At 67.1% G+C, this 25,731-nt stretch carries 24 protein-coding genes and 2 tRNA genes; 13 read left to right on the top strand and 13 right to left on the bottom strand.

What is annotated here, in order from left to right; translation table 11 throughout:
- Nucleotides 1-30: 30 nt before the first annotated feature.
- The 4 genes from ACL58G_RS30220 to ACL58G_RS30205 are packed head-to-tail and all read right to left on the bottom strand — an operon-like array spanning nt 31 to nt 3,138.
- The gene (locus tag ACL58G_RS30220; RefSeq protein WP_440964135.1) at nt 31-750 is read right to left on the bottom strand and encodes a TorF family putative porin; all 720 of its coding nucleotides are present in this window, start codon (nt 748-750) and stop codon (nt 31-33) included.
- Entirely contained in the window at nt 696-2,003 is a 1,308-nt protein-coding gene (locus tag ACL58G_RS30215) for a S8 family peptidase (protein WP_440964133.1), read from the bottom strand. The genes ACL58G_RS30220 and ACL58G_RS30215 overlap by 55 nt, the downstream gene beginning before the upstream one ends.
- On the bottom strand, nt 2,000-2,656 hold the full coding sequence (locus ACL58G_RS30210; protein ID WP_440964131.1) for a zf-HC2 domain-containing protein: 657 nt from the start codon (nt 2,654-2,656) through the stop codon (nt 2,000-2,002). Before ACL58G_RS30210 ends, ACL58G_RS30215 begins: the two co-directional genes overlap by 4 nt.
- Nucleotides 2,653-3,138 (bottom strand): RNA polymerase sigma factor, encoded by a 486-nt coding sequence (locus ACL58G_RS30205; RefSeq protein ID WP_413389068.1) that lies wholly within the window; start codon nt 3,136-3,138, stop codon nt 2,653-2,655. The genes ACL58G_RS30210 and ACL58G_RS30205 overlap by 4 nt, the downstream gene beginning before the upstream one ends.
- A gap of 244 nt (nt 3,139-3,382) precedes the next feature.
- Here ACL58G_RS30205 and ACL58G_RS30200 point away from each other — a divergent pair, with 244 nt between their 5' ends.
- On the top strand, nt 3,383-3,805 hold the full coding sequence (locus tag ACL58G_RS30200; RefSeq protein WP_413387002.1) for a hypothetical protein: 423 nt from the start codon (nt 3,383-3,385) through the stop codon (nt 3,803-3,805).
- 24 nt (nt 3,806-3,829) lie between these two features.
- Here the strand turns inward: ACL58G_RS30200 and ACL58G_RS30195 are convergent, their stop codons facing one another.
- Nucleotides 3,830-4,768: a LysR substrate-binding domain-containing protein gene (locus ACL58G_RS30195; protein WP_056123089.1), complete on the bottom strand. Its 939-nt coding sequence runs from the start codon at nt 4,766-4,768 to the stop codon at nt 3,830-3,832.
- A 119-nt stretch (nt 4,769-4,887) separates the two neighbouring features.
- Between ACL58G_RS30195 and ACL58G_RS30190 the strand changes: the two genes are divergently transcribed.
- On the top strand, nt 4,888-6,090 hold the full coding sequence (locus tag ACL58G_RS30190) for a urate hydroxylase PuuD (RefSeq protein WP_440964128.1): 1,203 nt from the start codon (nt 4,888-4,890) through the stop codon (nt 6,088-6,090).
- A 116-nt stretch (nt 6,091-6,206) separates the two neighbouring features.
- Here the strand turns inward: ACL58G_RS30190 and ACL58G_RS30185 are convergent, their stop codons facing one another.
- The 3 genes from ACL58G_RS30185 to ACL58G_RS30175 form a co-directional block, all read right to left on the bottom strand.
- Nucleotides 6,207-8,567 carry a prolyl oligopeptidase family serine peptidase gene (locus ACL58G_RS30185; protein ID WP_440968164.1) on the bottom strand — a complete coding sequence of 787 codons (2,361 nt, stop codon included), beginning with the start codon at nt 8,565-8,567 and terminating at the stop codon, nt 6,207-6,209.
- A gap of 217 nt (nt 8,568-8,784) precedes the next feature.
- Entirely contained in the window at nt 8,785-8,955 is a 171-nt protein-coding gene (locus ACL58G_RS30180) for a hypothetical protein (protein ID WP_156403645.1), read from the bottom strand.
- 20 nt (nt 8,956-8,975) lie between these two features.
- Nucleotides 8,976-9,233, bottom strand: a complete 258-nt coding sequence (locus tag ACL58G_RS30175) for a hypothetical protein (protein ID WP_036229690.1) — start codon at nt 9,231-9,233, stop codon at nt 8,976-8,978.
- Nucleotides 9,234-9,430: 197 nt separating this feature from the next.
- On the opposite strand from ACL58G_RS30175, the gene ACL58G_RS30170 reads away from it, so the two are divergent.
- From ACL58G_RS30170 to ACL58G_RS30140, 7 genes are all read left to right on the top strand, one after another.
- On the top strand, nt 9,431-10,072 hold the full coding sequence (locus tag ACL58G_RS30170) for an ANTAR domain-containing response regulator (RefSeq protein ID WP_413387004.1): 642 nt from the start codon (nt 9,431-9,433) through the stop codon (nt 10,070-10,072).
- Nucleotides 10,073-10,088: 16 nt separating this feature from the next.
- On the top strand, nt 10,089-11,270 hold the full coding sequence (locus ACL58G_RS30165; RefSeq protein ID WP_440964125.1) for a CmpA/NrtA family ABC transporter substrate-binding protein: 1,182 nt from the start codon (nt 10,089-10,091) through the stop codon (nt 11,268-11,270).
- Nucleotides 11,271-11,547: 277 nt separating this feature from the next.
- Entirely contained in the window at nt 11,548-12,843 is a 1,296-nt protein-coding gene (locus tag ACL58G_RS30160; RefSeq protein ID WP_413343013.1) for an MFS transporter, read from the top strand.
- 29 nt (nt 12,844-12,872) lie between these two features.
- Complete coding sequence (gene nirB / locus ACL58G_RS30155; RefSeq protein ID WP_440964122.1) at nt 12,873-15,410, top strand: nitrite reductase large subunit NirB; 2,538 nt, start codon at nt 12,873-12,875, stop codon at nt 15,408-15,410.
- Between the two features lie 26 nt (nt 15,411-15,436).
- On the top strand, nt 15,437-15,796 hold the full coding sequence (nirD, locus tag ACL58G_RS30150; RefSeq protein ID WP_440964120.1) for a nitrite reductase small subunit NirD: 360 nt from the start codon (nt 15,437-15,439) through the stop codon (nt 15,794-15,796).
- On the top strand, nt 15,797-17,002 hold the full coding sequence (locus tag ACL58G_RS30145; RefSeq protein ID WP_440964118.1) for an NAD(P)/FAD-dependent oxidoreductase: 1,206 nt from the start codon (nt 15,797-15,799) through the stop codon (nt 17,000-17,002).
- Nucleotides 17,003-17,015: 13 nt separating this feature from the next.
- The gene (locus ACL58G_RS30140; protein ID WP_440964116.1) at nt 17,016-19,724 is read left to right on the top strand and encodes a molybdopterin-dependent oxidoreductase; all 2,709 of its coding nucleotides are present in this window, start codon (nt 17,016-17,018) and stop codon (nt 19,722-19,724) included.
- Nucleotides 19,725-19,823: 99 nt separating this feature from the next.
- On the opposite strand, the gene ACL58G_RS30135 is transcribed toward ACL58G_RS30140, so the two are convergent.
- Complete coding sequence (locus tag ACL58G_RS30135; protein ID WP_413387009.1) at nt 19,824-20,732, bottom strand: LysR family transcriptional regulator; 909 nt, start codon at nt 20,730-20,732, stop codon at nt 19,824-19,826.
- Between the two features lie 141 nt (nt 20,733-20,873).
- Between ACL58G_RS30135 and ACL58G_RS30130 the strand changes: the two genes are divergently transcribed.
- Nucleotides 20,874-22,088: an MFS transporter gene (locus tag ACL58G_RS30130; protein WP_440964114.1), complete on the top strand. Its 1,215-nt coding sequence runs from the start codon at nt 20,874-20,876 to the stop codon at nt 22,086-22,088.
- Nucleotides 22,089-22,094: 6 nt separating this feature from the next.
- On the opposite strand, the gene ACL58G_RS30125 is transcribed toward ACL58G_RS30130, so the two are convergent.
- Complete coding sequence (locus tag ACL58G_RS30125; protein WP_440964112.1) at nt 22,095-23,195, bottom strand: hypothetical protein; 1,101 nt, start codon at nt 23,193-23,195, stop codon at nt 22,095-22,097.
- Nucleotides 23,196-23,411: 216 nt separating this feature from the next.
- On the opposite strand from ACL58G_RS30125, the gene ACL58G_RS30120 reads away from it, so the two are divergent.
- Nucleotides 23,412-23,609, top strand: coding sequence for a hypothetical protein (locus ACL58G_RS30120; RefSeq protein WP_413387012.1), 198 nt, complete (start codon nt 23,412-23,414; stop codon nt 23,607-23,609).
- A 6-nt stretch (nt 23,610-23,615) separates the two neighbouring features.
- Here the strand turns inward: ACL58G_RS30120 and ACL58G_RS30115 are convergent.
- From ACL58G_RS30115 to ispB, 3 genes are all read right to left on the bottom strand, one after another.
- Nucleotides 23,616-23,692: transfer RNA gene (locus tag ACL58G_RS30115), tRNA-Pro, on the bottom strand.
- 34 nt (nt 23,693-23,726) lie between these two features.
- A tRNA-Pro gene (locus tag ACL58G_RS30110) sits at nt 23,727-23,803 on the bottom strand.
- 52 nt (nt 23,804-23,855) lie between these two features.
- Nucleotides 23,856-24,845: an octaprenyl diphosphate synthase gene (gene ispB / locus ACL58G_RS30105; RefSeq protein ID WP_413343617.1), complete on the bottom strand. Its 990-nt coding sequence runs from the start codon at nt 24,843-24,845 to the stop codon at nt 23,856-23,858.
- A 230-nt stretch (nt 24,846-25,075) separates the two neighbouring features.
- On the opposite strand from ispB, the gene rplU reads away from it, so the two are divergent.
- Both rplU and rpmA read left to right on the top strand, forming a co-directional pair.
- Complete coding sequence (rplU, locus tag ACL58G_RS30100; RefSeq protein ID WP_036230184.1) at nt 25,076-25,387, top strand: 50S ribosomal protein L21; 312 nt, start codon at nt 25,076-25,078, stop codon at nt 25,385-25,387.
- 42 nt (nt 25,388-25,429) lie between these two features.
- Nucleotides 25,430-25,702, top strand: coding sequence for a 50S ribosomal protein L27 (gene rpmA / locus ACL58G_RS30095; protein ID WP_056123130.1), 273 nt, complete (start codon nt 25,430-25,432; stop codon nt 25,700-25,702).
- Nucleotides 25,703-25,731 lie beyond the last annotated feature (29 nt).

The following is a 25,731-nucleotide window of genomic DNA, read 5'->3' as shown; positions in this document are numbered from 1 at the left end:
GCGCAAGGTTCAATCGAATCGCGGGTACTTTCAAAAGCGCAGGCTGGCGCCGGCGAACAGGGCGCGGGCGCGCGGGAGGCCGGTGCCGCCGCTGTGCACGAGGGTTTGCACGCCGGCCTGCAGGCGCCAGTCGCCCGTGTCGTACGCGAGCGTGGCGCGCAGGTCCGCGCGGTCCCGGTCGCTCCAGCGGTAATCGGTATCGAGCGGATGCAGCAGCCCCGCATGCAGGGCCAGTGCGACGCGCTCGCCCAGCGGGATGCCGCCGTTCAGGTCGAGGTAGACCGTGCGGCCTCCGCCGTAATACGCCGGCGAATACGAGACTCTCGCGTTGACGCGGTCGTACGTCAGGCCGGCGTAGAACTCGTGGTAGTCGACTTCGTGGTTGCGCAGATAGATCGTGCGCGTGACGCCGGCGTCCCACGACAGCCGCGTCGTCAGCGGCAGCGCGCGCCCGCCGTAGACGATCAGCAGGCCCTGGCCGCGGCCGTACAGCTCGATGGGCGACGCGAAGGTGCCGGCATACCAGCCGCCGTCGAAGTCGTGGTCCACGCGCAGCTGCTCGGCGGGATTGCGGCCCTGCGAGACGCCGCGTATCGCGTATTCGGATACGACGGAGAGGTCGGCACTGGTCTGGGCCACTGCGCCAGGTGCCGCGAGCGCGACGAGGAGGAGGGCAAACGCGCCCGCGACGGGTTTCAGTGCGGCGGGCGCGGGGAAGGAAGGCTGGCGGTCGTGGTCGTCGATGGGCATAGGCAGAAACAGGCTCCGGCTGCGCGCGTAACGGCGGCGCAGGCGTCTATGCTACCAGCTTGTCCGGCGCCGGAGGCCAGCGCGGCGGGCAGGATGCGTGCGCCGCCGTCGAGGTCGGCCCGCAGCCTGGCGGGCGTCGTCCCGGGACGCAGTTCCAGCACGAGTGCCGCGAGCCCCGCCACGTGGGCCGACGCGTACGACGAGCCGGACACCATACCCCAGCGCGCACCCGGCAGCGACGTGGGCACGTCCGTCCCCGGCGCGCGCAGCGATCCAGGCGGCGGCGCGCGCTGCGTGTCGGACGCCACCGCGATGACGCCCGGATGCGACGCGGGAAAGCCGCCGTCGGGCTGCGCCGGATCGGCCGCGCCGACGAGCGTCACGCCGCGCGCGAGGGCCGCGTCGAGCAGGGCTTCCAGCAGCCGGTCGCGCGGCCCGCCGAGGCTCATGTTGATGACGCGCGCATCGCTCATCAGCGCAAAATTGATCGCCTTGCCCAGCGTGAAGCTGTTGCAGCGGGCGGGCGGCCCGGCCGTTTCCCAGCACGCGCGCAGGGCCAGCAGTTTTGCACCCGGCGCGATGCCCGCGATGCCCAGGCCATTGCCTTCGCGCGCGGCGATGATGCCGGCGACGGCCGTGCCGTGCGCTTCCGCGCCGTCCGGATACGCATCGACGAAGTTGCGGCGCAGTTTGACCTGGCCGTCGAGGTCGGGATGGTTCGCATCGACGCCGCTGTCGATGACGGCCACCGTCACGCCCCGACCCGTGCTGGCGCGGTGCAGCGCGGGCAGCTGCCAGGCGCGCGTGGCCGGCTGCACGGGCAGCAGCGGGTCGCCTTCGGCCAGGCCGTGGTAGTCCTGGATCGCCTGCGCCCATGCGACGCGCGGGTCGTGCGCGAGCGTGTCGAGCAGGCGGTCGACGGGGCCCGTGCCGGTGTCCTCCATCAGGAAGCAGTCGATGCCGATGGCGGGCATCGGCCAGTCGTCGACGACGCGCAGGCCATAGGCGGCGGCGAGGTCGCGCGCGACGCGGCGGCGCGCGGCGCGGGTGCCGTCCTCCGTGTAGCCGCCGCCGTAGGCGCCGTCGGGCCGGAAGTGCGGCGACGGCATGCGCAGCATCACGAGCACCTGTCGCGCCGCCGGCGCCGGCGTCGAGACCGGGTGCGTGGCCGCCTGCGCATCCGCGCGCGCGCGCGGCACCGCGCAGGCGAACGCGATCAACACCGCGACCAGGGCGAGAAGGGCGGTTTTCACGGCTGCTTGTCCACGACGAGCGGTTCGGCCAGCGTCACCGCCGGCTCCGCCCGCAGCCTGGCCAGCACCGGGGCGAGCCGGCCGTCCGCGCCGACGAGCCACGCATCGGTGACGGTCGGCCCGCCGACGATGCGCGCCCCGCTGGCGCGCACGATGCGGCGCAGTTCCGCCTCCGGCGTGTCGGGCCGGAAGGTCACGACGACGCGCGCCATGCCGTTCGCGCCGGCGGCGCCGAGGACGCGGTAGCTGTCCGGCGAATCTGGCTGCCCGGAAGGGCGCGCCAGCAATGCGGCCAGTACGGCGATCGCGCCGAACTGGCAGGCGACGGCGGCGCGCAGCCACGTGCGGTCGTTGGCGGCGACGCGGTCGCGCCAGCGTTGCAGCGGGCCGGTCTTTGCCTGCGGCGGTGCGGCCTCCAGTTGCGGCGCATCCAGTTGCGGCATCAAGCGCGCGAGCGCGCGGTCCGGATCGAAGTCGAGGTCCGGGCCCGGCCCGGCCGCATGCACCGTGCGCAGCAGGGCGAGGTCGGCGCGGCAGTGCGCGCAGGTGGCCACGTGCGCCTGCACGCGTTCCAGTTCGGCGCCCGCGAGGGTGCCGTTCGCGAGCCAGGGCAGCGCGTCCTGCGCGTCGAGGTGATCGGTGCGAGCGTTCATGGCCGGATCTCCAGCTGGTCTTCCAGCAGCGTTGCCAGGCGGCGGCGCGCGTGGAACAGGCGCGTTTTGACGGTGTTGACGGGACATTCCATGATTTCTGCGATTTCTGCGTAACCCATGTCGTGATAAAAGGTCAGCTGGAAGGCGGCCCGCTGCGCCAGCGGCAACGTGGCGACGGCGGCGTCGACGGCGTGCGCGAGGCGCTGCTGTTCGAAGCGCCAGTCGGGCCGGCCCGCGTCGTCCGCCGCGCACTCGTCGGCCGGGGCATCCAGCGGTTCGTCGAGTGCGTGCAGGGCCTTGCAGGCCTTGCGGTAGGCGATCGCGAACACCCAGGTCGACACCTTGCAACTGCCGTCGAACGTGGCGGCCTTCTGCCAGACGACGAGCAGGGTGTCGTTGACGATTTCCTCGATCAGCGGCACGCTGCGCGTCATCCGTTGGAGGAAGCGCGCCAGGCGCGGAAAGTACGCGCGGTACAGCATCTCGAAGGCGCGCCGGTCCCCGGCCGCAATCCGACCCACCAGGCTGGCCTCGTTCACGGCCACTCCTTCAATCTTTCCGTCCACGCATGCGCTCTCTGCTGTTTTGCGGTGAATACCCGCCGGCCGCCCCAAGGTTCATGCGTTCCGCAAATATTTTTTGCCGCATGTGATTTTTACACGAATCGGCGTTGCTGGGACGCGCCGGGCATGTCACGATGTCGCCATGCTAATTCATTCTTGCCCCATGAAACGATTTGCCATTCCCGTCCTCGCCGCCGCCCTGGTCCTCTCCGGCGCGGCCCACGCCCAGTCGAAGCAGGAGCCCCGTCCGCTCGGCTACAAGAAAGTCGCCGATGCGCTGGCCGCACTGCAAAAGAATCCGGACGCCAAGCTCTCCCATCCGGGCGGCTGGACCACGTACGCCATCCAGAAACCGGAGGTGGCCGTGTGGTCGTTCGTGCCGCAAGGACATGAAGCCTACCCGGCCGTCGTGCGGCGCCTGGTCCGCAAGACGGACGAGGGCACGTTCGTCGAGATGAAAGTGCTGTGCGAAGCGAAGCGGGACGCATGCCGCCGGCTGGCCGTGCACTTCCAGCAGATGACGGCGCAGATGCAGCAGAAACTGCAGGAGATGCAGGCGCAGAAAGGCCAGGAAGCCAAGCAGTAGGGCGCACCCTGTGCCCACGCGTGCCTACCGGTTGACCACCACCTTGGCCGCGGCCGTCACCTGGTCGCGCAGCCACTTGTGCTCCGGCGACTGGTGCACGCGCTGGTGCCACAGTTGATAAAAACGCATCGGCGGGAACTTGATCGGCACCGTGAAGTTTTTCAGCGGCAGCGTCTTTTCGTAGAACCGGATGAACTGGCGGCCCGTCGTCAGCACGAGGTCCGTCTGCGTGAGCATGTACGGGATCAGGCCGAAATAAGGCGATTCCACGGCCACCTTGCGATGCATGCCTTGCCGCTCGAGGAAGGCGTCGATCACGCCGTGGTAGCCGGGCAGCATCGCCGTCGGCGCGATGTGCGGCAGCGTGAGGTAGTCCTCGACCGTCATCGCGTCGGCCGCCGTGCGCTTGGCGTAGGCGCTGTCGGCACGCATCGTGCAGATGATCGGGTCTTCGAACAGCTTCGAGATGTGCAGGTGCGAGGGCGGCTCGTCCCAGTTGGCGATGACGAGATCCATTTCGCCGTCCGACAGCATGCGCAGGTAGTCCGTGCCCGGCCCCAGGTGGTGGATGGTCACGCGGCTGTTCGGCGCGCCGCGCCGGATCGACGCGACGACGCCCGGCAGGAACTGCGTGTCGAGGTAGTCGGGCGCGGCGATGTGGAACGTGCGGTCGGCCTGTTCCGGCACGAACGGCGTCTTGCGGACAAAGAGGCTCTCCGTCTCGTCGAGGATGCGCTTGGCCGGCTTGAGCAGGCTTTCGCCGTGCTGCGTCGGCACCATGCCGCGCGCGCCGCGCACGAGCAGCGGGTCGCCCGTCAGCTCGCGCAGCTTGCGCAGCGACGCCGAGATCGACGGTTGCGGCTGGTTCAACTTGAGGGCGACGCGCGAGACGTTCTTCTCGACGAGCAGCAGATAAAGGATGCGGATCAGGTGCAGGTCGAGGTGCTGGGGCAGGCTGGACATGGGAGAGTTTTTGATGGAATTGTTATATACGTAGTCTGATTTTAAATATACGATATTTTTCATGTTCTAGAAACTATATCGACGGCGGTGTCGCCTGCCGGTCACGCTGAGGAGCCTCGATGGAATACCTGGTCCCGTATGGTCTCGAATGGATGAACATGCTGGTGCGCTGGCTGCACGTCATCACCGGCATCGCCTGGATCGGCGCGTCGTTCTACTTCGTCTGGCTGGACAATTCGCTGCGTCCGCCGGCGGCCGGTTCCGATCTCGCGCAGAAGGGCGTGGCGGGCGAGCTGTGGGCCGTGCACGGCGGCGGTTTCTACAATCCGCAGAAATACCTCGTCGCGCCGGCCGAGCTGCCGGCGGAGCTGCACTGGTTCAAATGGGAAGCGTATTCGACGTGGCTGTCGGGTGTTGCGCTCCTCGTCATCGTGTACTGGCTGAATGCGCAGGCGATGATGGTCGACCGGTCAGTGGCCGATTTGTCGAGCTGGCAGGCGATCGGTCTCGGGCTCGGGAGCCTCGTCGCCGGCTGGGTCGTGTACGACCTGCTGTGCCGTTCACCTCTCGGCAAGCATGATCTCGCGTTCGGCGTCGTGGTCTTTGCGCTGCTGGTCGGCGCGGCATGGGTGCTCACGCACTTCCTCAGCGGCCGCGCCGCTTACATCCACGTGGGCGCGATGATCGGCACGATCATGGTCGCGAACGTGGCGATGGTGATCATTCCGGGGCAGCGCAAGATGGTCGAGGCGATGCGCGCGGGCTTGACGCCCGATCCCGTCCACGGCATCCGCGGCAAGCAGCGCAGCGTCCACAATAACTACTTCACGTTGCCGGTGCTGTTCATCATGATCAGCAACCACTTCGCGATGACCTACCGCCACCCGCACGCATGGGCCGTGCTGGGTACCATCATGGCGGCCGGCGTCTTCATCCGCCACTTCTTCAACCTGCGCCACAAGGGGCGCGTCGAGTGGGTGTATCCGGCGATCGGTGTGGCGCTGCTGCTGGGGCTTGCGATTTTGCTGGCACCGCCGCGGCCGGGCGTGTCGGCGGGGACGGTGCCGTTTGCGCGGGTGGAGACGATCCTGCGCGCGCGCTGCGTGTCGTGCCACGCGGCGCATCCGACGCAGCCCGGGTTCGCGAGCGCGCCGGCCGGCGTGATGCTGGACGACGCGCACGGCATCGCCCGGAACGCGCCCCGCATCTACCAGCAGGCCGTGCAGCTCAAGGCGATGCCGCTGGCGAACATGACCAATATGACGGAGGCGGAAAGGGCGGAGGTGGGGAGGTGGTTCGAGGCGGGGGCGAAGACCGAATAAGCTGGCACGTCGTTCCCGCGCAGGCGGGAACCTGATTTGTACGCGTCCCGATAACGCATGCGGAAATTGGGTCCCCGCCTGCGCGGGGACGACGGTTTTTAGGTTGACGTCCTTCTTTACTTCAGCGTCCGCTCGAACAGCTGGTAGATCCGCCGATACTCGTCATACCACGCCTCCGGCTGCACGAACGAATGCCGCTCCAGCGGATACGGCGCCAGTTCCCAGTGGTCCTTCTTCAATTCGATCAGCCGCTGCGCCATGCGCACGGAGTCCTGGAAGAACACGTTATCGTCGACCATGCCGTGCGCGATCAGCAGGTGGCCCTTCAGGTTCTGCGCGTACTCGATCGGCGACGACGTTTTATACGCTTCCGGATCCAGGTCCGGCGTATTCAGGATGTTGGCCGTGTACTCGTGGTTGTACGTCGTCCAGTCGGTCACGGGGCGCAGCGCGGCGCCGGCCTTGAAGACGTCCGGCGCGCGCAGCATGGCCATCAGGGTCATGAAGCCGCCGTAGCTGCCGCCGTAGACGCCCACGCGGGCCGCGTCGCCCTGCTGGTGCGCGATCATCCAGTTCACGCCGTCCAGGTAATCGTCCAGTTCCGGATGGCCCATCTGGCGGTAGATCGCCGTGCGCCATTTGACGCCATAGCCCTTCGAGGCGCGATAGTCCATGTCGAGGACGACGTAGCCGTTCTGCACGAGCAGGTTGTGGAACATCTGCTCGCGGAAGTACGGCGTGTAGCGCTGCGTGACGTTCTGCAGGTAGCCCGCGCCGTGCACGAACATCACCACCGGATATTTTTTACCCGGCTCCAGCCGCGCGGGGCGGTACAGCTTGGCCCAGATCGGATCGGCGCCGTGCGTCGACGGGATCGTCACGAATTGCGGCTGGATCCATTCGCGCGCCTTGAACTCGGGCGTGCGCGTGTCCGTCAGCCTGACGGCCTCGCCGCCGTGCGACGGCACGGTCGCGAGCTGCGCCGGCAGGTACGGGCCGGAATAGTGGACGAGCAGCTTGTTCTGGTCCGGCGACAGGCGGAAGTCCTGCACGCCCGCGAGGCTGCTGATTTCGCGCGTGGTGCCATCTTTCGCATCGACGGCGCAGACCTCGTACGTGTGCGGCGCCTTGCGGTTGCACAGCAGCCAGGCCGTGCGGCCATCCGCCGACCATGCGACGTCGCCCGCTTCCCAGCGCCCTTGCGTGAGCGCGCGCGTGCGGCCGGCCGCGTCGCGCACGTACAGGTGCGCGTAGCCGCTTTCTTCCGACAGGTACCACAGGGTCGAGCCGTCCGGCAGCCAGCCGAATTCATTGTTGTCGTAGTTGACCCAGGCCTCGTCCGTCAGGCGGTGCACCGGCTGGAGCGCCGCGCGCGGCAGGTCGACGGTGGCGATCCAGCGGTCCTTGTTGTCCACGGCGCGGAACATGACGGCCACGTTGGCGCCGTCCTGGCTCCACGTGATCGCTTCGCCGTCGAAGCCGATCATCACCGGACGGTTGCCCTTGAGCGGATCGAGCTTGTGCTCCGCGCGCAGCCTGGCCAGCGGGTCGACCGCGATGCCGGGCAGGGCGTCCAGCGCCAGGTCCTTCACCTCGCGCGTGGCGAGGTTCACGAGTTTCAGGCCGTGGCCCGCGGGGTTGTTGCGGCCCACGCGCGTGCGCTCTTCCGAGAATTCCTCGTAGCCGCTTTCCGTCACGTAGCGGGGCATCTTGCCGGCGCGGCCCTTGTCCGCGTTCTTCGGACCCGTGACGACGAGCAGCCAGCGGCCGTCCGGCGACAGCGCGCTGTTCAGGATCGCGACCTTGTCGCCCAGGTAGATCGGCGCGGGCGCGCGGGTCGGGTCGGCGCGGCGCAGTTCCTCGGCCTGCGCGCGGGTGGCGTCGCGCTCGTCCTTCTGGCGCTTCAGGATCGTCGACAGGCGCAGCTGCATGTCGCGCAGCGCGTCGGCTTCCGTCACGTTCGGATCCTTGGCGGCGCGCGGCAGGGCGACGGGGCCGGCCACGCGGTCGGTGCGGTCCCACGCGAACCAGTCGTCGCCGATGCGGTACTGCACGCCGCGCTCGTCGGCCGTGTACTGGACGGCCTGGATCGCCACGCCGTTGCCGCGCGTGATCTGCACGAGGGCGCCCGACTTGAGGTCGCGCTCGAACAGATCGCCGTTGCGCACGATGACGGCGCGGGTGCGGGCGCGGTTGTACAGCATTTCCGGGCTGTCCAGCTTCGCCTGTTCGGCGTCCGTCACCTGTGCCGCCGTGCCGGCCTTCGCCGCGTTCACGCGGTAGGTGTCCCGCAGGGGCGAACCGGCGCGCTTCTGCTTGTAGATGACCTGCTTGCCGTCCCAGTTCCACCACGCCGCTTCCACGGGAGGACCGATCCAGTCTGGGTTGGCCATGGCCTGGTCGAGGGTCACGGGTGTGGAGGCGGCAGCGGGTAGCGCCAGCAGTGCGGCGAGAACGGTAAGGACAGGAAGTCGCATCATCAGTCGGGTGGATAAATGAAGAACAAGAATGCTTTTCTTGGTCAGAAATTGCAAAAAAGCATTCTAGCGCAGCCGACTATGGTGCTGTGCGGATTCGCTGGCGGGAGTGGCGCGCGTGCGTAAGTACGGTGGCGGCCATTAACGATATTGCGGCGCACAAAAGACAACGCCCGGCCAATGCCGGGCGTGTGGAGACGATGGGGGCGGCTTGCTGTTACGCGGCTGCCTTCGGCTTCGCGTACTCGCCCATCCACAGTTCGGTCGGCTCTTGCGCCAGCCACAGTTCGGACGGCGCGGTCAGCGACGGGTTGCGCACGAACATCACGATACGGGTGACGACGGCGGCGGCAGCGATGGCGACGGTGAGGTATTCGAACGGGGTCATGATCTGTATCCTTGGCTTGATTAGTTGTTCGGCGTTTCGCGGACGGCTTCCGGAGCCAGCGCGGCTGCGCAGAACGGGCCCAGGATGATGATGCCGGCCTGCTGCTGCATCTTGCGGCGGGCCAGGGCGCCGCTGCCCGGCTGGGCGGCGTCGGGCACGATCAGGCCGCCGTGCGCTTCGTACAGTTCGATCGCAAAGGTGCGGATCTTGCCCAGGGTGTCGGCAATGTGCTGGCGCAGAGTCTTGTTCTGTGCCTGGTTGATCGTTGCGGTGTTCATGGTCATCTCCGGTGAGAAATCTGTCGTGTTGCGATGCAGTATAGGGACAACCGCGTCATAAATGAACTTTTGATTTGTGATGCTCCCCATGCGTTTCGTGAATATTTTCTGTGCGACAACTAATATTGATTCGCACTGCGGACATAGCAAACATGAATATCTGACCGGCTGGCCCGGAACTTGCATATCCAAAGGGCATGAAACCGCCGTCCAAGGTCCAGCGCACCCTGCGCATCGTCGTCGTCAACACCGCGTCCAGCGCTGCCGCGGACGAGGTCACGCTCGCCGCGCAGGCAAGGCGCAACACGGCCCTGCGCATCGGCCTGCTGGAATCGGGCTACGACATCGTCGCGTCGCTGCCTGCCGACATCTTCCTGCCGGAACGGATCGCCCAGATCCAGCCGGACATGATCATCATCGACAGCGAATCGGACGCGCGCGACGTCCTCGAACACATCGTGATCGCCACGCGCGACGAGCCGCGTCCCATCGTCCTGTTCACGGACGACCAGACGTCGTCCAGCATGGATGCCGCGATCGAGGCGGGCGTCACCGCGTACATCGTGGCCGGCCTGCAGGCCGAGCGCGTGAAGCCCGTGCTGGACGTGGCCATGAAGCGCTTCCGCCGCGAACAGAAGCTGCTGGACGAGTTGTCCGACACGCGCCGCCAGCTCGCCGACCGCAAGCTGATCGAACGGGCCAAGGGCGTGCTCATGGCGCGCAACCGGCTGACGGAGGACGAGGCCTACCAGCGTCTGCGCACCATGGCGATGAACAAGAAGCTCAAGCTGGCCGAAGTCGCCCAGCGCATCCTCGACGTCGAGGATCTACTCGGCTAAAACAGCAAAGGAAACGATGGCTCACGCATTCATCGCCGGCTCGGACCGGCCGGAAAAGACCGTGATCAGGGCCGGCTTCATGCCCCTGACGGATTGCGCGTCCCTCGTGATGGCGTCCGTGCTCGGGCTGGACGACAAATACGGCATCAAGCTCGAACTCGCGCGCCAGCATTCGTGGTCGGGCATGCGCGACCGCCTGCTGCAGGGCGAGATCGACGCGGCGCACGTCCTGTATGGTTTGCTGTACGGCGTGGAAAACGGCATCGGGAGTCCCCCCACGCGCATGGCCGTGCTGATGAATTTATCGCGCAATGGCCAAGCGATTACCCTGTCGCGCGCATTGGCCCGCCAGGGCGTGACGGACCTCGGCACGCTGGCCGCCGCGATGCGCAAGGGCGAGCGCCGCTACACGTTCGCGCACACGTTCCCGACCGGGAACCACGCGCTGTTCCTGTATTACTGGCTGGCGGCGGGCGGCATCGATCCGGTGCGCGACGCGCAAGTGGTGACGGTCCCGCCCAGCCAGATGGCCGTGAACCTGGCGGCCGGCCACATGGACGGCTTTTGCGCCGGCGAGCCGTGGAGCGCCCGCGCCCAGCTGGACGGCAGCGGCTTCACCGTCGCGACGAGCCAGGACATCTGGCCCGACCATCCCGGCAAGGCGCTCGGCGCGACGGCCGCCTTCGTGGACGCGAACCCGCATGCGTGCCGCTCGCTGGTCGCGGCCGTGCTGGAGGCCGGGCGCTGGCTCGACGAATCGCCGGAGCACCGCGACGTGGCGGCCGAGGTGCTGTCCAGCCCCGCCTATGTGAACGCGGACCGCCGCGCCATCGCCGCGCGCCTGCATGGCGATTATGACAACGGCCTGGGCAAGCGCTGGATCGATCCCGATCCGGTGCGCTTCCACGACGAGGGCGAGGCCAATTTCCCGTACCTGTCCGACGCGATGTGGTTCATGACCCAGCACCGGCGCTGGGGCCTGCTGCGCGACGACGTCGATTACGCGGCCGTGGCCGCGCGCGTGAACCGCGTGGGCCTGTACCGCGAGGCGGCCGTGCTGGCGGGCGTGCCGGCGGCGTCGAGCCTGATGCGCCGCTCGGTGCTCATGGACGGCAAGGTCTGGGACGGCCTCGCGCCCGACGCGTATATCTCATCCTTTCCCATCCGCCGCACCGCGTTTTCCAGTTTCGCATCTTGATGGTGCTCATTCAAGCGCCTCATAAGCGTGCATGGTGCACTGCAATGAAGCGTGCCAGGCCCGGTCAATACGATCTTCCCCCTGAAAACCATCTGGCACGGGTCTTGCAAATACGGAGGTAAAGGATCAACGGCGATCCCTGAGTAAACAAGAGCCGGTCCAACGAGGGGCCGGCAACAGGACAACGGCGTCCGCTGCACCCGCTTGAACGATTTCTGGAATCGTCTTCGCGGCCAGGCAGCGGGCGCCTTTTCGTTTTCAAGAAGGGAATAACAACATGGCCGGCAAAGCAAACAGTATCAAGCTATTCTCCTTTGATACGCCCCAGATGCGCGCATTCCACCTGACCTGGGTGGCCTTCTTCGTCTGCTTCTTCGCCTGGTTCGCCTGCGCACCGCTGATGCCGGTGATCAAGGGCGAGTTCCACCTGTCGGTCAGCCAGATCGCCGACATCAACATCGCAGCCGTCGCCATCACCATCATCGTGCGCCTGATCATCGGCCCGCTGTGCGACCGCTTCGGCCCGCGCAAGGCCTACACCGGCCTGCTGGCGCTGGGCGCGATCCCCGTGCTGGGCGTCGCCATGGCCCAGAGCTATGAAAGCTTCCTGCTGTTCCGCCTCGGCATCGGTGCCGTCGGCGCCAGCTTCGTGATCACCCAGTACCACACCTCCGTCATGTTCGGCCCGAAGGTCGTCGGCACCGCCAACGCGGCATCGGCCGGGTGGGGCAACAGCGGCGGCGGCGTCGCGCAGGCCACGATGCCGCTGATCATGGGCGCCATGATCATGCTGGGCGTGAACGAGACGATGGGCTGGCGTGCCGCCCTGGTCGTGCCGGGCGTGCTGATGCTCATCATGGCCGTCGTCTACTACAAGTTCACCCAGGATTGCCCGGAAGGTAACTTCACCGAACTGCGCGCGGCCGGCGTGCCGTTCGAAGCGGGCGGCAAGGGCGGCTGGGCGAGCTTCTTCGAAGCCTGCCGCAACTACCGCGCCTGGCTGCTGTTCATTACCTACGGCGCCTGCTTCGGCATCGAACTGTTCATCCACAACGTCGCCGCCACCTATTACGTCGACCACTTCGGCCTGTCGCTGAAACAGGCCGGCATGGCCGCCGGCAGCTTCGGCCTGCTGGCCCTGTTCGCCCGTGCCCTGGGCGGCTGGATCTCGGATAAGGTCGCGGCCAGGGGCGACCTGAATTCCCGCGTGAACCTGCTGTTCGTCCTGATGCTGGGCGAGGGCCTGGGCCTGCTGTGGTTCTCGCAGACCACGAGCGTCACGCTGGCCATCGTCGCCATGCTCGCCTTCGGCCTGTGCACCCACATGGCGTGCGGTTCGACCTACGCCCTGGTGCCGTTCGTGAGCCGCAAGGCACTGGGCGGCGTGGCCGGCATCGTCGGCGCGGGCGGCAACGTCGGCGCCGTGCTGGCCGGCTTCCTGATGAAGGGCACGGGCGACGTGCGCCAGACCCTGATGATCCTCGGCGGCGCCGTCCTCGTCGCGGCGCTGTGCGCCATCGGCGTGCGCTTCACGCTGACCGTCCCCGAAACGCCGGCACCCGCCGCCGCCTGAACACGTTATTGCAGCATAGGAGTCGCAACATGAAACTGATCGTCATCGGCCACGGCATGGTAGGCCACAAGTTCCTCGAGACCCTGTTCGCGGAAGCCAAGCAGGATGCCCATTTCCACGTCACCGTGCTGTGCGAGGAACCGCGCCCGGCCTACGACCGCGTGCACCTGTCCTCGTTCTTCTCGGGCACCACGGCCGACCAGCTGTCGCTCGTCGCACCGGGCTTCTTCGAACAGCACGCCGGCCAGGTCGACCTGAAGCTGAACGCGAAGGCCGTCGCCGTCGACCGGGACTCCCGGACCGTCACGCTGGCCGATGGCGCAGTGCTCTCGTATGACAAGCTGGTGTTCGCGACGGGTTCGTATCCGTTCGTGCCGCCGGTCCCGGGCAAGGAGCGCAACGACATCTTCGTCTACCGCACCATCGAAGACCTGGAAAAGATGACGGAATGCGGCGCCCGTTCGAAAACCGGCGTCGTCGTCGGCGGGGGCCTGCTGGGCCTCGAATGCGCCAAGGCGCTGCGCGACATGAACCTCGACACGCACGTCGTCGAATTCGCGCCGCGCCTGATGGCCGTGCAGGTCGACGACCTGGGCGGCCGCGTGCTGCGCCGGAAGATCGAAGAACTGGGCGTCAACGTCCACACGCAAAAGAACACGCTGCAGATCGTCGACGGCGAGTCGGCCACGCACCGCATGGAATTCGCGGACGGCAGCTTCCTCGAAGCGGACATGATCGTGTTCTCGGCCGGCATCCGCCCGCGCGACGAACTGGCCAAGGCCGCCGGCCTGGCACTGGGCCCGCGCGGCGGCATCGCGATCGACGACGCCTGCCTCGCCTCCGACCCGCACATCTACGCCATCGGCGAATGCGCCTCGTGGGGCGGCCAGACGTTCGGCCTCGTCGCACCGGGCTACGAAATGGCCCGCATCGTCGCGCGCGCGCTGATCGGCCAGGAAGCCGCGTTCGCCGGCGCCGACATGAGCACCAAGCTGAAACTGATGGGCGTGGACGTCGCGTCGATCGGCGACGCCCACGGCAACACGCCGGGCGCACGCAGCTTCCAGTTCACGGACGAGCGCAAGCAGGTCTATAAAAAGATCGTCGTGTCCGACTGCGGCAAGAAGCTGCTGGGCGCCGTGCTGATCGGCGACGCGGCCGAATACGGCAGCCTGCTGCAGATGATGCTGAACGATATGGAGCTGCCGGAAGCGCCGGAATTCCTGATCCTGCCGCAGCTTGAGGGCGGTGCGCGTCCGGCGCTGGGCGTCGACGCGCTGCCGGCAAGCGCGCAGGTCTGCTCGTGCAACGCCGTCACCAAGGGCGTCATCGCCGACGCGGTGGCCGGCGGCGCCTGCGACATCGGCGCGATCAAGTCGTGCACCAACGCCGGCACGTCGTGCGGCGGCTGCGTGCCGCTCGTCACGCAGATCATGAAGTCCGAGATGGCGAAGGCCGGCATGGCCGTCAACAACCACCTGTGCGAACACTTCCCGTACTCGCGCCAGGAACTGCACCACCTGATCCGCGTGGGCGGCATCAAGAGCTTCGGCGAACTGCTGCACAAGCACGGCACGGGCCTGGGCTGCGACATCTGCAAGCCGGTCGCCGCCAACATCCTCGCGTCGACGTGGAACGACTTCGTGCTGAAGCCGCAGCACGCGAGCCTGCAGGATTCGAACGACTACTTCCTCGGCAACATCCAGAAGGACGGCACGTATTCCGTCGTGCCGCGCATGCCGGGCGGCGAAGTGACCCCGGACGGCCTGATCGCCGTGGGCGCGGTCGCCAAGAAATACGGCCTCTACACCAAGATCACGGGTGGCCAGCGCGTCGACCTGTTCGGCGCCCGCGTGGACCAGCTGCCGGCGATCTGGGAAGAGCTGATCGCGGCCGGCTTCGAATCCGGTCACGCCTACGGCAAGTCGCTGCGCACGGTGAAATCGTGCGTGGGCTCGACGTGGTGCCGCTACGGCGTGGGCGATTCCGTCGGCTTCGCCATCGCGCTGGAAAACCGCTACAAGGGCCTGCGCGCGCCGCACAAGATCAAGTTCGGCGTCTCCGGCTGCACCCGCGAATGCGCCGAGGCGCAGGGCAAGGACGTGGGCCTGATCGCCACCGAGAAGGGCTGGAACCTGTACGTGTGCGGCAACGGCGGCATGAAGCCCCGCCACGCGGAACTGATCGCGTCGGACCTGGATGAAGCGACCGTCGTGAAGCTGGTCGACCGCTTCCTGATGTTCTACGTGCGCACCGCCGACCGCCTGCAGCGCACCAGCACGTGGCGCGAGAACCTGGAGGGCGGCCTGGATTACCTGAAGCAGGTCGTCGTCGACGACAAGCTGGGCATCGCCGCCGAACTGGAAGCCGACATGCAGCGCGTCGTCGACACCTACGCCGACGAGTGGAAGAACGCCGTCGAAGACCCGGCCGTGCGCCAGCGCTTCCGCAGCTTCGTCAACACCGAGGGCACGGACGACAACGTCGTGTTCATGGCGGAGCGCGGCCAGATCCGCCCGGCCACGCCGGAAGAACGCCGCCGCGTCATCCCGATCGCTGCAGCTTGATTTAACGACTGGAACAGGAGAACATCATGCCCCGTGACCCGCAAGTAAAAAATGAGCTGAACCAATGGAATGCCGTCTGCTCGCTCGACCAGATCGTCCCGGACACCGGCGTCGCCGCCCTGCTGAACGGGCGCCAGGTGGCCGTGTTCCGCGTGGGCGCCGAGGAGCCGCGCGTGTTCGCCATCGATAACTACGATCCGAACTCGGACGCGGCCGTGCTGTCGCGCGGCCTGGTCGGCAGCATCGGCGAGCGCATCGTCGTCGCGTCGCCGATCTACAAGCAGCACTTCGACCTGCAGACCGGCGAATGCCTGGAAGCGCCGCACCACTCGGTGTCGAGCTACCCGGTGCGCGTCGAGGACGGCAAGGTCTGGGTGGGTGCGTAAATGAAGACCCATCCGCGCCTGGTCGTCATCGGCAACGGCATGGCGGGCATGCGCACGGTCGAGGAGCTGCTGAAGCTCGCGCCCGACATGTACCGCATCACCGTGTTCGGCGCGGAGCCGCACGGGAATTACAACCGCATCCTGCTGTCGCCCGTGCTCGCCGGCGAGAAGACCGTCGACGACATCATGCTCAACACGCGTGAATGGTATGACGCCAACGGCATCACGCTGCACGCGGGCGACCCGGTCGTGCGCATCGACCGCAAGAAGCGCGTCGTGCACGCCGCGTCCGGCCTCGCCGTGCCGTACGATCGCCTGCTGATCGCGACCGGCTCGAAGCCGTTCATCGTGCCGGTGCCGGGCCACCAGCTGCCGGGCGTGATCGGCTTCCGCGACATCAGCGACGTCGACACGATGCTGGAAGCCGCACGCGCGGGCGGGAAGGCCGTCGTCATCGGCGGCGGCCTGCTCGGCCTCGAAGCCGCGAACGGCCTGCTGCGCCAGGGGATGGAAGTCGCCGTCGTGCACGTGACGGGCAGCCTGATGAACCAGCAGCTCGACCCGCCCGCCGCCGAACTGCTGCGCGCCAGCCTGGAGCAGCGCGGCCTGCGCATCCTGCTGAACCGCCAGACCGTCGCCATCGAGGGCGAGGACCGCGTGCGTTCCGTGCGCTTCGAAGGCGGTGAAACCGTCGACGCCGACCTCGTCGTGATGGCCGCCGGCGTGCGCCCGAACGTCGAGCTGGCGAAGAGCGCCGGCCTGCACTGCGAGCGCGCGATCGTCGTCGACGACACGCTGCAGACCTACGATCCGCGCGTGTACGCCGTGGGCGAATGCGTGCAGCACCGCCGCGCCACGTTCGGCCTCGTCGCGCCGATCTGGGACCAGGCACGCGTCGCCGCCGCCCACCTCGCAGGCTCGGGTCACCGCCGCTACGTGCAGCAGGCGACCGCGACGAAGCTGAAGGTGACGGGCGTGGACCTGTACTCGGCCGGCGACATCGTCGGCGGCGAAGGCAGCGAAGATCTCGTGCTGCGCGACCGCCGCGGCGGCATCTATAAACGTCTCGTCGTCGCGGGCAACCGCCTGACGGGCGCCGTGTTGTACGGGGACGTCGCGGACGGTCCCTGGTACTTCGACCTGATTCAACAGCGGACGGACATCTCGTCCATCCGCGACCAGTTGCTGTTCGGCCGAGCGGCCTGACGAGGAGTTGCACATGAAGTTGGCCGCGCATTTTCCTATTTCTTCCACCACCATCAAGACGACTTGCCCGTATTGCGGCGTCGGCTGCGGTGTCAGTGCCCAAATCGGGCAGGACGGCACGCTCGCGATCGCGGGCGACGCGGCGCACCCGGCCAGCCAGGGCCGCCTGTGCGTAAAAGGTTCGGCGCTGGGCGAGACGCTCGGCAACCGCGGCCGCCTGCTCGCGCCCATGCTGCGTGAAGACGGCGGCCTGCGCGAAGCGTCGTGGGACGAGGCGCTGGACAAGGTGGCCTCCGGTTTTTCCCGCATCATCGCGGAACATGGTCCGGAGGCCGTCGCGCTGTACGTCTCCGGCCAGTTGCTGACCGAGGACTACTACGTCGCCAACAAGTTCATGAAGGGCTATGTCGGCAGCGCGAACATCGACACCAATTCGCGCCTGTGCATGTCGTCGGCCGTGGCCGGCCACAAGCGCGCGTTCGGCGAAGACATCGTGCCGGGCTGCTACGAAGACTTCGAGCAGGCCGACCTGATCGTGCTCGTCGGCTCGAACGCCGCGTGGTGCCACCCGACGCTGTACCAGCGCATCGCGCGCGCGAAGCAGGACCGTCCGGAACTGAAGGTCGTCGTCGTCGACCCGCGCCGCACGGCCACGTGCGACATCGCCGACCTGCACCTGCCGGTCAAGCCGGGCACGGACGTGTGGCTGTTCGACGGCCTGCTGGGCCATCTCGCGCAGCACGCCGCGGACGACAGCTTCATCGAAGCCCACACGACGGGCGTCGCGGACGCGCTGGACGCGGCCGGCAAGGCGGGCACGCTGGCAGAAGTGGCAAAAGCCTGCCGCCTCGACCCGCGCGACCTGGAGCGCTTCTACGACCTGTTCGCGAACACGGAGAAGGTCGTGACGGCGTTCACGATGGGCGTGAACCAGTCCACAAGCGGCGCCGACAAGGTCAACGCGATCATCAACTGCCACCTGATCACGGGCCGCATCGGCCGCCCTGGCATGGGGCCGTTCTCGCTGACCGGTCAACCGAATGCGATGGGTGGACGTGAAGTGGGCGGGCTCGCGAACATGCTGGCCGCGCACATGGACCTCGACGATGCCGCGCAGCGCGCCGCGCTGCAGGAATTCTGGGGCTCGCCGCACGTGGCGGCGAAGCCGGGCCTGAAGGCCGTCGACCTGTTCCGCGCCATCGAGGACGGCAAAGTGAAGGCCGTGTGGATCATGGCGACGAATCCGCTCGTGAGCCTGCCCGATGCCGACCAGGCCCGGCGCGCTCTCCAGAAATGCGAGCTGGTCGTGGCCAGCGACATCGTGCTCGGCACCGACACGAACGACGCGGCCCACGTGCTGCTGCCGGCCCTCGGCTGGGGCGAAAAGGATGGCACCGTCACCAATTCCGAGCGCTGCATCTCGCGCCAGCGCGCGTTCCTGTCCGCGCCGGGCAGTGCGCGCGCCGACTGGGACATCATGTGCGACGTCGCGCGCCGCATGGGTTTCAAGGGTTTCGATTTCAAATCCGCGCACGAGATTTTCGACGAGCATGCGCGCCTGTCCGCATGGAAGAACGGCACCGAGGGCCAGCGCCGCCGCCTGTTCGACATCGTGGGCCTGGCCGGCATGACACGTGCCGACTACGATGCGCTCGACCCCGTGCAGTGGCCGGTGCGTACGCCGGAAGAACGGACCGCACGCCTGTTCGGCGACGGCCGCTTCGCGCATGCCGACGGCCGCGCGCGCTTCGTGCCGACGGTGCCGCGCGCGCCGGCGCACCTGCCGGGCGGCGAATATCCGCTCGTGCTGAACACGGGCCGCGTGCGCGACCAGTGGCACACGATGACGCGCACGGGCCGCTCGCAGAAACTGGCCGAGCACATCCCGGAACCGTACATCGACATGCACCCGCAGGATGCGCTGCTGTGCGGCGTGAAGGCGGGCGAATTGGCGCGCGTGACGAGCGACTGGGGCGCCGTGGTGGCGCGCGTGCAGCACGGCGGGGGCATCGCGCGCGGCAGCGTGTTCATGCCGATCCACTGGAGCGGCCAGACGGCGTCGGACGCGCGCGTGGGCACCGTCGTCAACCCGGCCGTCGACCCCGTGTCGGGCGAGCCGGAATTCAAGCACACGCCGGTGCGCATCGAACCGTTCGGCGTCACGTGGTTCGGTTTCATCCTGTCGCGCACGGAGCTGCCGCTGCGCGAGGCGTCGAACTGGACGCGCGTGCAGGGCAAGGACTTCGTCCGCTACGAACTGGCGGGCCGCAAGCCGTTCGCCGCCGCGCACGACTGGGCGCGCAAGCTGCTGGACGTGCACGACGACGACGCGGACTGGATCGAGGTGGAGGACAAGAACGGCGGCATGTACCGCGCCGTGCACCTCGTCGACGGCCGCATCGAAGCGTGCCTGTTCGTGGCACAGCGCGCCGACCTGCCGGCCCGCACGTGGCTCGCCAGCATGTTCGACAAGGAGCAACTGGAGCCGGCCGACCGCCTCAGCCTTCTTGCCGGCCGGGCGAAAGAGCCGGGCATCGATCCCGGACCGACCGTGTGCTCGTGCTTCGGCGTGGGCCGCAAGACGATCGAGATCGCGATCCGGCAGAACAATCTGTGCGATGCGGCGGCCGTCACGGCATGCACGAAGGCGGGTGGCAATTGCGGGTCGTGCATTCCGGAGATCCGCTCGCTGCTGGCGGAGGCGCAGGTCGCGGAAGCATAGCTTCGTCGTCCCCGCGAAGGCGGGGACCCAAGTTCTGCTTGCATTACGATAACGCGTGCATATTGGGTTCCCGCCTGCGCGGGAACGACGGTTTTGGATCTAACGGCCCGGCGGTGCCACCACCCCATACGCCCGCGGCACCGCCACCCGCATGATGTCGATGAACCGCCGCAGCCGCGCCGGATAGAAGCGCGCCGGTGGATAGATCAGCCAGATCGGCAGCGGCGACGCATGCCATTCCGGCACGAGCTGCACGAGCCGGCCCGCGTCCAGTTCCTCGCGCAGCGCCCAGCGCGAACCGAGCGCCGCCCCCACGCCCAGCACGACGGCACTTCGCATCGCGTACAGGTTGTCCGTGTAGATGCGCGGCTTGACGGGGATTCGTACCGTTTCTTCCGTCTGCGCATGGGTCAGCGTGACCTCGTCGCGATAATAATGGCTGACCGCGATCCAGGGCAGGGTCCCCAGTTCTTCCGGATGGAGGGGCAGGGCGCGCCCCTCGAACAGGCCGGGCGTCGCGATGACGATGCGCGGCACGTCGCCCAGCCGTATCGCCACCATGGACGGATCGGGCACCTCGCCCACGCGGATCGCGCAATCGATGCCTTCGCCGATGAAGTCCGGCGTGCGGTCGTGCAGGACCCAGTCCACGGTCATGCGCGGATAGCGCGCCAGGTATTCGGCCAGCGGCGCCACCAGCTGCTGCTGGCCGAACGCGTGCGGCGCGACGACGCGCAGCATGCCGACCGGCTCGTCCACGGCGCCGCGGATCTCGCTCTCGAATTCCTGCCACCCCGCGATGAGCTCTTTCGCACGCGCGTAGCAGCGCATGCCGTCGTCCGTCAGCTTCATCGCGTGCGTGGACCGCTGCAGCAGGCGCACGCCCAGCGATTTTTCCAGTGACTTCAAACGCCGGCTGATCGTCGGCTGCGTCGTCGCGAGTGCGCGTGCGGCGGCGGACAGGCTGCCGGCATCCACGATGCGGACGAAGGTTTCGACCAGCATCATACGGTCGGCAGATGGATTGATCGTCGAAAAGTCAGTGCTCATACGCGTGAAGTATAACAGTTCGACGTTCGCCGGTGCTACACGGCCGTGTTTCGGTTCTCCATAATGCACTGCAACAACACACCCACCATGGAGTCCAACATGAGCATCGCACACACGACGGCGACTGTCATACCGATCCGCACGACGCTGACCTCGCCTCTGATCTTCCTGCTGGCCGCAAGCACGGGCCTGTCCGTCGCCGCCCTGTACTACAGCCAGCCCACGCTGGGCGTTCTGGCGACCGATCTGCACGCCAGCAACCGGGCCGTCGGCTGGATCCCGACCTTGACGCAATTCGGCTACGCGCTCGGCCTGCTGTTCCTCGCGCCGCTGGGCGACCGTTTCGACCGCCGCACCATCATCGTCGTGAAATCGCTGCTGCTGGCCATCGCGCTGCTGGCCATCGCCGCCGCGCCGAGCCTGACCGTGCTGCTGGGCGCCAGCCTTGCCGTCGGCCTGCTGGCCACCGTCGCCCAGGACATCGTCCCGGCCGCCGCCACTTTGGCCCCGGCCGCGCACCGCGGCCGCATCGTCGGCACCGTCATGACCGGGCTGCTGCTGGGTATCCTGCTGTCGCGCGTCGTGGGCGGCCTCGTGGCGGAAGCGCTCGGCTGGCGCGCCGTGTTCGGCGGCGCGGCGGTCGTCGCGGCCTTCACGACCGCGATCCTCGCCCGCGGCCTGCCGAGCTTCAAGCCGACGAGCACGAGTCCGTATCCGGTCCTGTTGGGCTCGTTGTTCGCGCTGTGGAAAGAACACCGCGCGCTGCGCCTTGCCGCCATGGCCCAGGGCCTGCTGTCGATCGGCTTCTCGGCCTTCTGGTCCACGCTGGCCGTGATGCTGCACGGTGCCCCGTTCCACCTGGGTTCGGCCGCCGCCGGTTCGTTCGGCCTGGCCGGTGCCGTCGGCGCGCTGGCCGCCCCGTTCGCCGGCCGCCTGGCCGACCGCCGGGGTCCGCAATTCGTGACCCGCGTCGGCGCCGGCCTGAGCGTCGCCTCGTTCGCGCTCATGTTCGCCATGCCGCACCTGCCGGCGGCGGGGCAACTGGTGCTGCTGGCCCTGGCGACCGTCGGCTTCGACCTGGGCGTGCAGGCGACCATGATCGCCCACCAGACCATCGTCTACGGCATCGCACCGGAAGCCCGCAGCCGCCTGAACGCGATCTTCATGACCACGATGTTCGTCGGCATGGCAGCGGGCGGCGCGCTCGGTGCCCAGGCGCTGGCTGCGTGGGGCTGGAACGGCATCGTGATCCTTGCCGTCGCATCGAGCCTGGCCGCGCTGGCGGTGCGGATCCGGGCCGCGTCGGCGCCATAACAGACATCAGGAATGACCGGCGCCAGGCCACGGCAACGCGGCCTGGCGCCGTGCTTTTGCGGGCCGCGCCGCCCGCGCGACGAGCACCGTCGTGCCCACGCAGGCGGCGACGACGGCGACGAACGCACCGTAGCGTGCCGGTGCCGGCTGCTGCATCAGGGACTGGCCGGGCAGTGTCGTCGCGATCCCGACGACCAGCATCATGACGGGAAAGTGGAAGAAGAAGGTGAACGCGGCGGCCGGGTCGTGGGGCGCTGTGCGAGGCTGCGCGCCGGGCGGGTACAGGGCCCAGGCGATGGCGGCGAAGCCCCAGCCCACGAGCAGGAACTTACAGTCGGCGAGCCAGGCGCCGGACGCCGGCGGCCCGTGTACGCCGGCGCCGAGGAAGCGGGACAGCAGCAGCGCGGCGAGAAAGCCGACGATGGCGACGGGCAGCGACGGCCTGGCGCTGTGCAGCGCGCCCATGTGCGCCACCGCGACGCCGGTCAGCCAGATGGCCGACCAGATCAGGAACAGGGGCGGCGCCAGCACCACCACGGCCGCCAGCAGCACGACCCGGCCGGCGCGCGTGGCGCGCAGGAAGACGTCCAGCAGGATGAGCGACCAGAACAGGAAAGACAGCAGGTACAACATGCCGTTGCTGCCGAACGTGGGCACGACGAAGGGCTGCAGCATGAACAGATTCCCTAGCAGCGTGGCATAACCGAGCGTGAGCGTGCTGAAGGCGGGATAGGCCGTGTACAGGCCCGATCCGTTGAAGAACACCGCGCCCGCGGCATCGAACAAGGCGCCGAGGGCCAGGCCGGGCAGGAGAATCCGGTACAGCGCGATGGCGTGCCGGCCCGGCGTTGCAGGGGCGGGCGCCCCGTGGGCCCGTAGCGCGCGTCCCGTCAGGATGCCGTCGAGGACGAGGAAGACGGCAAAGGATTCATGGCCGAGCCCCGTGAGGAAATAAAAGACGTCGGACAGCCACGTTTTCGCCTGGACGTGTTCGTAGTCCACGAACAGCAGGAAACGGACGTGGTACATCAGTGCCACCAGGACGCTGGTCCAGCGTGCTACATGCAGGAACGCGACGAAGCGCCGCTGCATTCTGGCTTTTTCCAAGCTAAAAATTCCACTAGACATTGTCCAAGTTCATCAGGCGTGATGTGGCTTCATGTTAGGGCGCGGATCGGCGTGGCTTTTGCGGCTGCGCAGGCCGGCCCACACTGTGTGTGGAAGTCACACTTCAAGCGCATTGGCCAATAATATGTAGCGATCGGTTGCTTAAGGAAAGATAAATTTCCCAATAAAAACAATGAGGTGGCAGGCGACTTCGGCATGCTGGCGGGGCTGATCAAGGTGCAGGCATGGCGCGCGGCGCTGGCGTTGCGGCCGTCGGTCCAGGCAGCCGTCGATCCGCGCTATCCGGAACTGTTGACGGCCTTGCTGGCGCGGCGCGGGGCGGCGCTCAGCCGGCACATGCGGGAGCAGGGGGTAGAAACGAAAACAGCGGCCATCAGCCGCTGTCTTGTATGAATTCTGTGGTCGGGGTGAGAGGATTCGAACCTCCGGCCTCTACGTCCCGAACGTAGCGCTCTACCGGGCTAAGCTACACCCCGACTGGTATGGGTACTGCTGAGGGAGAAAAACAGATGGTCGGGGTGAGAGGATTCGAACCTCCGGCCTCTACGTCCCGAACGTAGCGCTCTACCGGGCTAAGCTACACCCCGACTGTTTGAGACTTCGTCACCGAAATCTCGGGAAGGCATTACTATAGTTGCCTCAGTGGTTCCTGTCAACAGCGAAGGAGCATAACTGCAGGAGGCTGTCCTTGTATTCGCTCGGCGGCAGGTCGGCGATCGCGGCGGCGGCGCGGCGTGCCGCGGTCTCCGCTTCGCGGCGCGTGAAGTCCAGCGCGCCGCTGCTCGTGACGGCCGCCAGCACCGCGTCGAAATGCGTTTCGTCGCCTTGTTCGATGCAGGTGCGGATCAGTTCGCGCTGCTCGGCCGTGCCGTTTTCCATCACGTAGATCAGCGGCAACGTGGGCTTGCCTTCGCGCAGGTCGTCGCCCACGTTCTTGCCGATTTCCGCGGCGTCGCCCGCGTAGTCGAGCACGTCGTCGATCAGCTGGAACGCGGTGCCCAGCGAGCGGCCGTATTCGCCGGCCGCTTCGATCTGCGCGTCGTTCGCGCCGGCGACGAGGGCGCCCAGTTGCGCGGCCGCTTCGAACAGTTTCGCCGTCTTCGAACGGATCACGCGCAGATAGCTTTCCTGCGTGACGTCCGGATCGTGCATGTTCAGCAGCTGCAGCACTTCGCCTTCCGCGATGACGGTGGTGGCGCGCGACAGGATCTCCATGACGCGCATGTTGTCCAAGCCCGTCATCATCTCGAACGAGCGCGAGTACAGGTAGTCGCCGACCAGCACCGACGCGGCGTTGCCGAACATGGCGTTCGCGGTCTGGCGGCCGCGGCGCATCGAGGATTCGTCGACGACGTCGTCGTGCAGCAGGGTGGCGGTGTGGATGAATTCCACGACGGCCGCCAGCTCATGGTGGCCGGCACCCTTGTAGCCGTAGGCGTTCGCCAGCAGCAGCACCAGCACGGGGCGGATCCGCTTGCCGCCGGCACTGATGATGTACTCGGCGATCTGGTTCACCAGCGCGACTTCGGACTGCAACCGCGCGCGGATCACCGTGTTGACGGCCTCCATGTCTGCTGCGATCGTGCGGGTGATGGGGTTCTGTTGTGCGGTTTGGGTGGCGGCGGACAAGGCGGACCTGCTGACGTTGGATGCGGATAGGTTTTGTTGAGTCGCGATTATACGACATGCAAGGAAAAGGCGCCCTTTTTCCCAGTGGCGCCAGAGGGGCTGCCGCGCCACGACAACCGTTTTGACGCTGCGCACCATTCCATGTATAATCCTCTGTTCCCCGAATCCCCGGCTGTTTACCTCGCCAAGACGAGGGGAATATTTCTTAACAATCAATGAGGTTTCAAATCATGTACGCGGTCATAAAAACCGGTGGCAAGCAATACAAAGTTGTCGCTGGCGAAAAACTCAAAGTAGAACAGATACCGGCAGACATTGGTTCCGAACTCACTATCGATCAGGTTCTCGCCGTCGGCGAGGGCGAGAGCATCAAGTTTGGTGCTCCGCTGGTGGAAGGTGCTTCGGTTCGCGTGACTGTTGTTTCGCATGGTCGTCACGACAAAGTGCGTATCTTCAAGATGCGTCGTCGTAAGCACTACCAGAAGCGTCAGGGCCACCGCCAGAACTACACCGAAATCCAAGTGGTTGCGATCAACGGCTAATCGCCGCGCGTACCTTCTTCAGCTAATCAAGGAGCATTTGAAATGGCACACAAAAAAGGCGGCGGCACTACGCGAAACGGCCGTGACTCAGAAAGCAAACGCCTCGGCGTGAAAGTCTACGGCGGCCAGGCGATCAACGCCGGCGGCATCATCGTGCGTCAGCGCGGTACCCAGGTTCGTCCGGGCACCAACGTTGGCCTGGGCAAGGATCACACCCTGTTCGCCCTGGTCGATGGCACGGTCAAGTTCGTCAAGCAAGGCGTCGGTTCGAAGCAGTTCGTGACCGTCGTGGCTGCTGAAGCAGTTGCTGCTTAATTGCGGCGCAGCGGGGCAGGCCGAGTAAA

The sequence above is a fragment of the Massilia sp. GER05 genome, from assembly GCF_052056005.1.
Lineage (GTDB): Bacteria > Pseudomonadota > Gammaproteobacteria > Burkholderiales > Burkholderiaceae_D > Telluria > Telluria orientalis.
Note: the sequence above shows the minus strand (reverse complement) of the source record. Positions and strands in the feature narration are given on the sequence as shown.

What these genes read in the sequence shown, in the direction of transcription:
- ACL58G_RS30220 (WP_440964135.1), bottom strand. Translation starts at nt 750, where the DNA reads ATGCCCATCGACGACCACGACCGCCAGCCTTCCTTCCCCGCGCCCGCC.
- ACL58G_RS30210 (WP_440964131.1), bottom strand. Translation starts at nt 2,656, where the DNA reads ATGAACGCTCGCACCGATCACCTCGACGCGCAGGACGCGCTGCCCTGG.
- ACL58G_RS30205 (WP_413389068.1), bottom strand. Translation starts at nt 3,138, where the DNA reads ATGCTGTACCGCGCGTACTTTCCGCGCCTGGCGCGCTTCCTCCAACGG.
- ACL58G_RS30200 (WP_413387002.1), top strand. Translation starts at nt 3,383, where the DNA reads ATGAAACGATTTGCCATTCCCGTCCTCGCCGCCGCCCTGGTCCTCTCC.
- ACL58G_RS30195 (WP_056123089.1), bottom strand. Translation starts at nt 4,768, where the DNA reads ATGTCCAGCCTGCCCCAGCACCTCGACCTGCACCTGATCCGCATCCTT.
- ACL58G_RS30190 (WP_440964128.1), top strand. Translation starts at nt 4,888, where the DNA reads ATGGAATACCTGGTCCCGTATGGTCTCGAATGGATGAACATGCTGGTG.
- ACL58G_RS30185 (WP_440968164.1), bottom strand. Translation starts at nt 8,567, where the DNA reads ATGCGACTTCCTGTCCTTACCGTTCTCGCCGCACTGCTGGCGCTACCC.
- ACL58G_RS30180 (WP_156403645.1), bottom strand. Translation starts at nt 8,955, where the DNA reads ATGACCCCGTTCGAATACCTCACCGTCGCCATCGCTGCCGCCGCCGTC.
- ACL58G_RS30175 (WP_036229690.1), bottom strand. Translation starts at nt 9,233, where the DNA reads ATGAACACCGCAACGATCAACCAGGCACAGAACAAGACTCTGCGCCAG.
- ACL58G_RS30170 (WP_413387004.1), top strand. Translation starts at nt 9,431, where the DNA reads ATGAAACCGCCGTCCAAGGTCCAGCGCACCCTGCGCATCGTCGTCGTC.
- ACL58G_RS30165 (WP_440964125.1), top strand. Translation starts at nt 10,089, where the DNA reads ATGGCTCACGCATTCATCGCCGGCTCGGACCGGCCGGAAAAGACCGTG.
- ACL58G_RS30160 (WP_413343013.1), top strand. Translation starts at nt 11,548, where the DNA reads ATGGCCGGCAAAGCAAACAGTATCAAGCTATTCTCCTTTGATACGCCC.
- nirB (WP_440964122.1), top strand. Translation starts at nt 12,873, where the DNA reads ATGAAACTGATCGTCATCGGCCACGGCATGGTAGGCCACAAGTTCCTC.
- nirD (WP_440964120.1), top strand. Translation starts at nt 15,437, where the DNA reads ATGCCCCGTGACCCGCAAGTAAAAAATGAGCTGAACCAATGGAATGCC.
- ACL58G_RS30145 (WP_440964118.1), top strand. Translation starts at nt 15,797, where the DNA reads ATGAAGACCCATCCGCGCCTGGTCGTCATCGGCAACGGCATGGCGGGC.
- ACL58G_RS30140 (WP_440964116.1), top strand. Translation starts at nt 17,016, where the DNA reads ATGAAGTTGGCCGCGCATTTTCCTATTTCTTCCACCACCATCAAGACG.
- ACL58G_RS30135 (WP_413387009.1), bottom strand. Translation starts at nt 20,732, where the DNA reads ATGATGCTGGTCGAAACCTTCGTCCGCATCGTGGATGCCGGCAGCCTG.
- ACL58G_RS30130 (WP_440964114.1), top strand. Translation starts at nt 20,874, where the DNA reads ATGAGCATCGCACACACGACGGCGACTGTCATACCGATCCGCACGACG.
- ACL58G_RS30120 (WP_413387012.1), top strand. Translation starts at nt 23,412, where the DNA reads ATGCTGGCGGGGCTGATCAAGGTGCAGGCATGGCGCGCGGCGCTGGCG.
- rplU (WP_036230184.1), top strand. Translation starts at nt 25,076, where the DNA reads ATGTACGCGGTCATAAAAACCGGTGGCAAGCAATACAAAGTTGTCGCT.
- rpmA (WP_056123130.1), top strand. Translation starts at nt 25,430, where the DNA reads ATGGCACACAAAAAAGGCGGCGGCACTACGCGAAACGGCCGTGACTCA.